Genomic DNA, 9,433 nt, shown 5'->3' with positions numbered 1-9,433 from the left:
CCTCGTGGCGAGGGCTGTCGAGGACCTCCTGAGGGAGAGAGGCGTGGATTGCCGCATACGGGTAAACGTGACCCTGCCAACAGCCGGCTACAAGGAGGTGGACATATTCTGTCCAAGCCCCCTCGTCGTCGGCGAAGTCACCACAGCGGTGAAAAACATCAAAGAGGCGGAGGACGCGCTGGAGCAACTGAGGCGCTCGGTAGAAGCCGCGGAGAGGTTCACCGGCGCCACGACACAGCTCAAAGTACTGGCCGTGGGATCCGCGCCGAGGGAAGTAGCGGAATACCTACGGAAAAAGGCCGAAGAGGAGGGCATACACCTCATACTGGGAAGAGAATACTAGAGACACCCACAGACATATACATACACCGCCGGAGACCTGCACTAGACCGGGTGATAGGCAGAGGCCCCAGCGCTGATCACACGACGGCTCACCCACTACCGCGGATCTACCCCGAGGCTCCTTCAAACACAGCGACGGGATACCTCGCGGTGTAGTCAACACGCGATCCAGCGGGCCGCGGAAAATTGAAACACATCTGCGTCGGCCAACAGACCCCCATCAGCAGACATAGAAAACGCACAGAGCCCCCCAGAAACGGCCCCCCGCGGTTCAACGGCGCCGGGGGCTCTGCAAGCACGGTATGCTAAACACGCAACAGATCCGTCAACGCGCAACGGCGCAGTGCTCAAACATATATGTCGAAAGGAGGCGTCGCATCAGCATATCTAGCCCGCCGCCTCTGCAACTAATACGCGATCGGCACCAGACAACTGGCCGAGCGCCACGCATACGGAGCAAGTTGGGATCACTTGGCCGCGGCTGTATATACTACATCGGTGAGGTGGAGATGAAGGAAAACAAGCGATTTATATTCGGCCGGCACCCGCGGCCCCGCAACCGCCTCATCCCCGAGCCGCACCGCGACGACGCGGGGCGGAGAAATGCTAAAATTGGCGTGGCGATGCAAGCGTGTGAAGGACTCCTACACCTCCCGCATAGACGAGACATTCAGAGAGATAAGGAGAATCCTCACCGAGATACTAGAGGAGGTCAGCGGCTTTAAGTACCGCGCCGCGAGGGAGGTAGAAGAGCTTCTGGAAAAGCGGGGAGTGCACTGCGACATATGGCTAGACGTACGGTTGCCGGCCGACGGCCTCGTGAAGATAGACCTCTACTGCCCCCAGCCCCTCGTAGTCGGCAAAGTGGCTGTCTCCCTAATAGACACAGAAGAGGTAGAAGAAGCCCTCACACAGCTACGGAAACTAGCCGAAGCCGCCGAGAAGTCCAGGAAAGCCAAAACATACCTAGCGGTGCTAGCCGTGGAATTCGCGCCGAGGGACGTCGCCCAGTACCTCAGAAAGAGGGCAGAGGAGGAAGGCATACACCTCATACTGGGGAGGGAATACTAGCCAAGCCGCAACGACGAGATGAGCACAGATACGCGACCGCCCCGGACAGAGATAGCCAGCCGTGAGGAATCCACACCGGAGGAGCGCACCAGATCCTCAGGCGAGCTTTACATAAATTCGGCGAGGTCACATGCCGTTGATTTATACTAGCCGCACTTCCCGAGACGTAGCGCGAGCCGAGGACTGGAGGGACCCGGGAGACGACGCCCCGTGCATAATAAAGACGCGGTCTGGGTGAGCCGCCTCAAGGCGGCGCATCTACACACTTTGCTGTTTGTGCGCTACACCACAAAATATTTAAGGAGAGGTATTCATCCGCTCATGGCAACCAAACTAAAAGGAATGACAAGCCTCGAAATCGCGATAATAGTAGCAATAGTGCTGATAATAGCGGTAGCAGTCGGCTGGTACCTATACACCACATTCGTAGCCTCCACCACAGGCCAGCCAAGGCTAAACGTAGTCTCTGCAGAGCTATACACTAACGGCACATTAAGACTCGTCTTGGTAAACCCAGGTCCAGTGGACGTTCAGCTAAGCACTATTGAAGTAGGGGGACAGGTGGCTACAACTACACAAAAAATCACTGTAGGTCAACAAGCTACGGTAAAAGTTACAATTAGCGGCACTTGGACGCCTGGCACGATGGTGCCTGGCCGCGTTATACTAAGCGGCGGCCAGAGCTTCCCGTTCAACGCGCTGGTCAAGCCGTAAGCTCGCTAAATCACCAACCCCCTTTTTTCCTATGTCTTCTCTTGAGGTGGCTTTTCTACTGGGGGTGGTTCTTCTCCTCGCGGTACTGGTTGGGTGGTGGCTCTCTTCGACTTTTTCCGCGGGGGTTAGGGAGTTTGCGCAGGTGTACCCCGTCTCTGCCTACGTGGACTCCAGAGGCGACTTCTTGATTTGCGTGCTCAACGCTGGCCCCCATGAGTTCTATGGGAGGTGGGTTGTGTCTGTAAAGTCTGGGAAGTCTGTCGACATATCTCTAAACGTCCCGGTGGGCAAAGTGGTGGGGGTTAGGGGCTCCCTGGGGGAGTCCTTCACGCCAGGCACCACCCCGGCGCTGATCCTCACGACGGGCGGCGGGAGTAGCTACATCCTCTACCCCATTGTAGTGCCAGATGTGGGGGTGGTTAACTGCTAAAGGGGGGGCGTGGGCGCGACGCGCTTGGGGTTCTTATAGTGGTGACGCTTTTCGTAGTTGCTTCTTTTTCCACCGGCTTCGCCTTTCTAGACGAGGAGATCTACATCAAGGCTGGTTGGAGCAGGTGGCTGGGGTGCCGCCCGCGCTTTCCTCAAATCCAGAGCATCCACCTCTCGCAAAATATCTAATAGGCTTGTCGCCTAGGCTTGCGCCGCTCGTAGCTGGGGTGGCTACAGTGTTTCTGGCAGGTTGGCTGGGGCGGCTACTCGGGAGATCTTTCTGGCTGGTTTCCTGAGTTTGGCTACTGACATTGTGTTTACAACCACCTCTCGCTTTGCTATGCTCGACGTTTTCGTGGCTCTGTTTTCGGTGTCTGCGGTTATTTCGTACCACCTGGGGAGGAGGTGGCTGTCGGGGGTGCTGTGGGGGGCGGCGCTTGCCTCTAAATTCACGGCGGCCTTCCCCCTGGCCGGGTTTGTTTTCTATGTTCTGCTGAGGGATAGGAGGTCGCTGGTGCCGATTACAGTCGGCGCGGCGCTGGCCTTTCTGGCCGCCCACGCCGTTGACCTGGCTCAGGGCCTGTTTCTGTACCATCTGCAGTTTTATTGGTGGCTTGTGTCTTTTCATAGTCGCAAAAATCCGTTCTTGGGGTGGCTTACCTTTTTCACGGGGGCGCCTTGGTATGTGCACTACACCAAGTTTCTATACAACGGCACGGAGGTCGTGACGGCTGTGTCCAGGCCGGGGGTTTACGACGTGTTGGAGTACCAGATCCACATATCGGCGGCGCCGTGGCTCGGCCATGTGGTTTGGCGTGCGGTTCCGATAGAGCTGGCTATGAGGCCTTCGCTGGCGCTGGAGACGCTGTTGGCGGCGTCGTCCGTATTTGTGGCTCAGTCGGGCTGGTTCTACTGGTACTTCGCCGCTGTGGCGCCCTTCTTCCACCTCTTCACCCGCCGCATCTACGTCTTGGCGCAACTCATCTTCATAGCTTTATTGTATCTAGGCGTGCCGCCTGTGTTAACCTGGGTTTTGGGGCCTTTCAGGACAGGTTGGTGAAAGTAGCTAGACCGCGCAGGTGGACGCATATCTAACACCGCGTGGAGCTTACACGTAGCGTTTCTGTGGATGCTTATTTATGGATGGAGGGTATGCGGGGTGCGGAATGCAGTTCGTAACCTGTCTGGACCTGTGTCTAAGCCTTTCGAAAACTTATCCTGGAACGAGCTACTCCGTAATGTGGCTAGTTTCCCGCACCGGTTTGCCGAGGCTGTGTGGATCTTTGTAGGTCAGTGTTTTCACCGTAAAGTATATAAGTTAAGCCCTTTTGCGAATTGCATGAGATTGGTGGTGTTGTCGCTGGCGCTTGCCGTTGTGGCGCTGGCAAACATCTTGCCTACCGAGTCTCTCGACACGTTTTACTGGGCTAGACCTGATTCTGTTAAGATAGTGGGACTTGATGGGAGGGAGCTGTGGAGCCAAAGCGCTATTTACCCCCTCATAGCCACCGACCGGGCTGGCAGATGTCTCGCAGTAGCTAACCGCCTCTACATATATGAAGTCATTGTACATAGGGAATCTGTCAGGTTGAGTTTTTGGGTAGAGATAGAGCTTGCACCTGAGATAGTAGAGGCGCTGGCTCAGTACGGCGCGAGGGTTCCGCAGAGGATACCGGTGTTGCTGAACCTTACTCTGCCTCTGCCTCCTATTGTGTTAGCCGCCGTGCACAAGACTACTATTGTATCTCTGCACACGCCCTACGGCTACCCCCTCTGGGCGGTGAGCCTGGGGCCGCGCGCCAACGTCACTGCGGTGGCCACCAACTGTGAGTATGTAGTCGCGGCGACTGTATTCGGCGAGGTTTACGTACTGCGCGACGGCAGAGTCATAGATAGATTTCTCATAGATCCCGGGGGGTTGTTGCGCCGAGAGAGCATGGCGAGGCCGCCCCTGGATCCTCCAGTTACGTCTCTGACGATTTACAACTATACTGTTTACGTGGGGACCTCCACCGGCGAGATCTACCGTTTTAGGCTCCCCACGGAGATCGAGCTGAGGACCGGCCGCTACAGCCCCGGCTTGACTAGGCTCGGCGCCTGCGGCGGCGCCGTGTACGGCCTATACGTCGACGCCGCGGGGGACCCCGTGGCCTTGTGTTTTGTCAAGAGGGAGAGGCCCTACGTGGCGGTGTACCCATACGGCCTGCTCCTCGCAGATCCCGTTCTAGTCACGTACGGCATAGACACGCCGAGGTTTGCCTCGGCGATGAGTCAAGACGGGCGCTGGCTCTACGTGGCGCTTGGAAATGAGATCGTGGGGATTAGGGACGGCCGCGTCTCGTGGCGCACCTCCATGCCTGCGAAGCCCAGCGCGGTTGCGGCTTCGTGGAACGGCTCTGTGGTGGCTGTCGGCACGCAGGCCGGCCACCTATACCTCTTTAAAGACGGCCTGCCTGTGGTGAGGACCGACCCTATTACGACCCAGCTCTTGTTGAGAGCTGTCGGGGGGAACGCCACTGGCAACGTGACTCAGCCGGGGAGTTTCAATATCAAGCCGGTGACTTCCGTCGCCGTTTCTTTCGACGGGCAGGTGGTGGCGGCTGAGTACTGGGACACCACTTACGTCCTGTACACGGCTAGGTTGCCCTACAGAGTCGAGGCGCCTGACGACTGCCTACCCCTCGAAATGGCTGTGTACGTGCCTGGGACGAATATAGCCTATATCTACACGCTGGAGAAAAGCGGCGTGCTCTACGTGCCCTATGGCAGAGTAGAGCTGACCCCTCTATATAGATACATGGGCGGCGTCAGGTGCAAGCCGGAGCGCAACTTCACGCTTACGATATACGGCGACGTGGTGGAGCCGCTTGTGCTGAGGTATGTAAAAGAGTTTAGAGTGTACAAGTGGCCTCCGGGCGCGGTGAAGGGGCCCGACTGGGCGTCTGGACCTACATCTTTCACGGCCAACGTATCTCTCCCGGTGCAGGCTAGGGTTGAGGTGGAGGCGCTCCCAAGCCTCGCGGACAGGTTGCAGAGGTTGCAAGCTCTGGCGGCTGGCATGGCTAGGGCGCTTTTCGACGGGTGGGAGGTCGACGGGAGGCCCGCAGGCGTCGGCTTTCCGTTGTTGTCGGTAAATGTGGATAAGCCTACTACGATAAGAGCTGTCTACAGGTTGGAGGCGCCGGCGACCGTTTCAGAGGGTGTGTACGGCATCAACCTCATCGACGTCGTGGTGTATGACCTCGCTGGCAACGTGGTTGGGTTTGGCAGAACGCCTAGATTCAGCGCGTATCCCGTGGTGGCTGTGTTGCGCTACAAGCCGTCTTTCCTAGTCGCCGCGGGGCCCGGGGCCACAGTCAACGGGACTAGTAGGCTCTGGGCCACATACGGCTCAACTGTGGTCGCATCAGCGACGCAGGTGGTGGAGTACCGCAACAAGACGCGTGCTGTGTTCAGCTACTGGGCTGAGACAGAGGAGCGGGAGCCTACTATAGTGGCGACGGTCACGGGTCCTCTGAATAGAACGCCTGTGTATGTAAGGCAGTACCTAGTCTACGCGGCGCCTCCTGCACGCATCGAGGGGGTTGAGGGCAACGTCACGTGGGTAGATAGAGGCAGGTCTATAAGAGTGGTGGCCCCCCAAGTCATCAGGGAGGAGGCCGGCGTGAGGACTGTGTTTAAAAACTGGGTTATAAACGGCGTTCCTAACGCCACTCTCACATCGCCTGTGCAGTCCTTTGTAGTGGAAAGACCGCTTAACATTACATTTGACGTAAAGAGGCAGTTTCTCGTGACGTTTAGCACTGCCTACGGATCAGTCGTACCCCAGACCTGGGCCGACGAGGGAGCCGCCGTGGCCGTTGTCCCCACCCCGATGGACGTGTGGTCTCCGCCTCCGATACACTGGGTCTTCAAGGGCTGGAGGGATGTGGCGACGGGCGTGGTCTACAACTACCCACAGATGCCTGTCGCATACGGCCCCGCCCACTACGAGGCCGTGTGGGCGCTTGACCCAGTTCCTCTGCTGGTTATCGCCGGTGCCGTTGCTGGCGCGGTGTTCCTAGTGTGGTTCTTAAGGCGCAGGAAGCTGGCGAGGCTGATGGCAGAGGTGGCTGAATGAGAACGCCTAGATCTACGTGGCATCTGGCGCTTCGAGACGTCATTAGGCTGGCCTATTGAGGGAGGGGGATCTCTGCGTGGCAATTGTGTCTGGTTTGTGGTTGAATTGTAGAAAGGATGTGACACCACAAAATATTTAACTTGGTAGACGATAGAGGGCGTGGCTTGGGAGGCAATTGAAGTCGCAACGGTGGCGGGGGTTTTGCTGGGTTTCGTGTTGTTTGTCTACTCCTACCTCTTTCCTTTTTACGGGCCTACTCAGTACAAGCCTTCTGACCAGCCTCAGCTGGTGAACGCGGCGCAGCAGGCGCTGGACCGGGTGGTGTTTATAAATAGCCCCACCGCGGCTAGGTCTGGCTCGGGGTGGTCTATCGTCGACCTTGCCCTATCTGCCCCGGCGCCTCTATACCAGCCGCAGATCGACGTGTCTAAGCTGGCTTCTCTACAGCAGGGAGCCAGCGGGGCGGCTTGCTACATACAACAGAAGGCGCTGGTGGACGCCACGGGGATTTCCAGCGCCGTGTTGACCGGCTACGGGGTGCTGAAGCCGGCGGCCCCCTCCGCCTCTTTTGACTACGTCAGAATTTTGAAAAACTTCTTTGGGGGTGACTGGGACAGGTACGACTTCACGCTGGTGATTTCCCCCCTTGTAAACCTCACCGTATGTCCCAACGTGGTGGTTCAGACCCCGGCGGGCGACGTTGCCATATACAGGAAGGACCCCATGTGCCAAGGCGTGGGCCAGGGGGTGTGGGTTAGGTCCACGGCCGGGGGGCGGGTGGTGGCTACGGCCATTAGGTGCGAGGTGGGGGCCGGCTGCGCGCTGTCTAGCTACGACTTGAGGCTGTCTAGGTCCGGGCAGTGGTGGGAGGCCCAGATACCCATGCCGGTGACCATGTTCAACGGTCTGGGGGACACCGCGGGGCTGGTCGTCATCGCCCAGAAGGTGGACTACCCAAGGGCTATGGACTACTACGTCTTCAACACTACGTCCCGGTCTCTGGTCTACGGCATGTACGGCACAGACGGGATGCTGTGGTTTATGCACGACGCCACTGTGAGTTGCGGGTCTGGAAACATCCCTGCCCTCGGTATAAGGAGTGTCGACGTCTTCACCGGCGCCGGGTTCCAGAACCTCGCCAGCGATGTGACGCTCGACCCAGGGGTAGGTGTGGGGGCAGTCAAGGTGGACTACTGCGGGTCGTGTACCTCGAACTCGAGGTGCGCGGCCTGCTGGGTGGAGCCGCCTCCGGGGGCCTTGTTCGCGGTGGTGTGGGCCGAGAGGAACAGCCAGGGCGGATCCGCTCCGCGGTCTGTCATTGTGGTTGTCCCGCTGATGCCCACGCCTCCCCAGGCGGTGATTAGGATAGATACGTGGCTTAGGTGGACGCCTAACGAGCCTAGGCTTCAGAGCGCCGTGGCGACTAGGGTGGTGGAGTCTCAGTCGGCGACGTATCTCCTAAAGCTTGTGTTGTATAGGAGGCCGTGAAGTGGGTGGTCGAGCTGGGCCTCTCCGCCCTGGTCCTCGGCTTCGTGTTTTATGTATTGTCCGCCGCGCTCCCCTCGCCAGCGTACATAGCGTCGGAGAGGGAGGTGACCGCCAACGCCTACTTCACCCTCCTGAGGCTCGCCAGCGATCCGGCGTTTATGACGTCGGTGGAGAAGGCCGTCTGTGGAGATAGTTCTGTGAACTTGAGGGATGTTCTAGACGCCGCGATTCCGGGGCACTACGTATACAACTTCACCGTGTATCTAGACGACGTGAGGCCGCCGACGTGCCGCGTCTGCGCCGACTGGAGCACGAAGCTTGTAAGCGTGGCGAGGCCGAGCGGCGCCGGCACGGGGGGTGTCGGTGTGGCTGTGGTGTCGGCTCTGCTGAGCGACGGCACCAGGGTGAGGATGGAGCTCTCGCTGGCGAGGCCATGAGGGGCCAGCTGATTCTCCTAACCGCAGTCGCCATAGCCCTCGCGGTGGCCATCGTGGTGGTGGCCCAGTGGGCCGTGCAGGCGGGGCAGATGGCGGCCTCCGCCCGGACGGGGTATGGGATATATGGAAAGGCGTGGCCGGAGGTGGTGGATCTGGCGGACTCCCACACGCTCCAGGCGTCGCTTAAGGGGGCGTCTCAGATATCGGCTGGCGCCTTCTCGGCGGGGCTCTACGCCAATCCCCCATACGCCTATAAGTGGCTTACCTACAACTACACATACCTCTACCTTAACAAATCGGCGTCTGTGGTTAAGGAGGGCTTCCTCCCGCTGGGCGCCCAGCTCGGCATCTTCGCAAATGTGTGGTACTACGGCTTCAACGGCTCTATCGGCCCGTACCCCTACGCAGCGGTGCTCAGCAGTAAGTGGAATGTGGATCCCTTCCGGCAGGAGCTTATGGCTATACCTGGCGCAACCTTGTATCGGATTGTAGCGGTGTGGCAGGCTCAGGACTACAACGGCTACTACGTGCTTAGCTACGGCGGCCACGTGTCGGAGCCCGGCTCCCCCGGCGAGACGTACCACGTCGCGCTTTCAGAACTTTTAATGTACCTCCGCATGTATGATCCGCAGAGGAGTCTTTTTGTATTTCTCGTGGATAATGAGACGTGTAGTGTTTGGCAACTGCCTTGGTGGGCTGAGATCTCAAAGTGTCCTTTGTGCCTTCTACATGTGCGGGTGCCTAGATACGACGAGATCGGCGCTCCGTACATCTTCCAGAGGGGCAGGGCCATGGAGCTCCTAGTCGTATTGTTGCCTAACTATCAGGGCAA

Annotated in this window: 8 protein-coding genes and 2 pseudogenes; all 10 read left to right on the top strand. The window is 58.6% G+C overall.

The window, feature by feature from the left end:
* Positions 1-343 (top strand): annotated as a pseudogene (locus ACP5J3_RS07855) (hypothetical protein); the annotation flags it as partial.
* Positions 344-975: 632 nt separating this feature from the next.
* Entirely contained in the window at positions 976-1,413 is a 438-nt protein-coding gene (locus tag ACP5J3_RS07850; RefSeq protein ID WP_428495179.1) for a hypothetical protein, read from the top strand.
* A gap of 321 nt (positions 1,414-1,734) precedes the next feature.
* Positions 1,735-2,127, top strand: a complete 393-nt coding sequence (locus ACP5J3_RS07845; protein WP_428495178.1) for a class III signal peptide — start codon at positions 1,735-1,737, stop codon at positions 2,125-2,127.
* A gap of 31 nt (positions 2,128-2,158) precedes the next feature.
* Positions 2,159-2,557: a hypothetical protein gene (locus ACP5J3_RS07840; RefSeq protein WP_428495177.1), complete on the top strand. Its 399-nt coding sequence runs from the start codon at positions 2,159-2,161 to the stop codon at positions 2,555-2,557.
* Positions 2,558-2,595: 38 nt separating this feature from the next.
* Complete coding sequence (locus ACP5J3_RS07835) at positions 2,596-2,745, top strand: hypothetical protein (RefSeq protein WP_428495176.1); 150 nt, start codon at positions 2,596-2,598, stop codon at positions 2,743-2,745.
* Between the two features lie 151 nt (positions 2,746-2,896).
* Positions 2,897-3,616, top strand: coding sequence for a hypothetical protein (locus ACP5J3_RS07830; protein WP_428495175.1), 720 nt, complete (start codon positions 2,897-2,899; stop codon positions 3,614-3,616).
* A gap of 279 nt (positions 3,617-3,895) precedes the next feature.
* Positions 3,896-6,676 (top strand): hypothetical protein, encoded by a 2,781-nt coding sequence (locus tag ACP5J3_RS07825; protein WP_428495174.1) that lies wholly within the window; start codon positions 3,896-3,898, stop codon positions 6,674-6,676.
* A 159-nt stretch (positions 6,677-6,835) separates the two neighbouring features.
* Positions 6,836-8,164: a hypothetical protein gene (locus ACP5J3_RS07820; protein ID WP_428495173.1), complete on the top strand. Its 1,329-nt coding sequence runs from the start codon at positions 6,836-6,838 to the stop codon at positions 8,162-8,164.
* Positions 8,161-8,601, top strand: a complete 441-nt coding sequence (locus ACP5J3_RS07815) for a hypothetical protein (protein ID WP_428495172.1) — start codon at positions 8,161-8,163, stop codon at positions 8,599-8,601. Before ACP5J3_RS07820 ends, ACP5J3_RS07815 begins: the two co-directional genes overlap by 4 nt.
* Positions 8,598-9,433, top strand: a pseudogene (locus ACP5J3_RS07810) (hypothetical protein); the annotation flags it as partial. The gene ACP5J3_RS07815 and the pseudogene ACP5J3_RS07810, both read left to right, overlap by 4 nt.

The sequence above is a fragment of the Pyrobaculum sp. genome (genome assembly GCF_049971835.1).
Taxonomy (GTDB): Archaea; Thermoproteota; Thermoprotei; order Thermoproteales; family Thermoproteaceae; genus Pyrobaculum.
The sequence above is the reverse complement of the archived record's forward strand: the minus strand, read 5'-3'. Positions and strand labels throughout refer to the sequence as shown.

What these genes read in the sequence shown, in the direction of transcription:
- ACP5J3_RS07845 (WP_428495178.1), top strand. Translation starts at nt 1,735, where the DNA reads ATGGCAACCAAACTAAAAGGAATGACAAGCCTCGAAATCGCGATAATA.
- ACP5J3_RS07840 (WP_428495177.1), top strand. Translation starts at nt 2,159, where the DNA reads ATGTCTTCTCTTGAGGTGGCTTTTCTACTGGGGGTGGTTCTTCTCCTC.
- ACP5J3_RS07830 (WP_428495175.1), top strand. Translation starts at nt 2,897, where the DNA reads ATGCTCGACGTTTTCGTGGCTCTGTTTTCGGTGTCTGCGGTTATTTCG.
- ACP5J3_RS07825 (WP_428495174.1), top strand. Translation starts at nt 3,896, where the DNA reads ATGAGATTGGTGGTGTTGTCGCTGGCGCTTGCCGTTGTGGCGCTGGCA.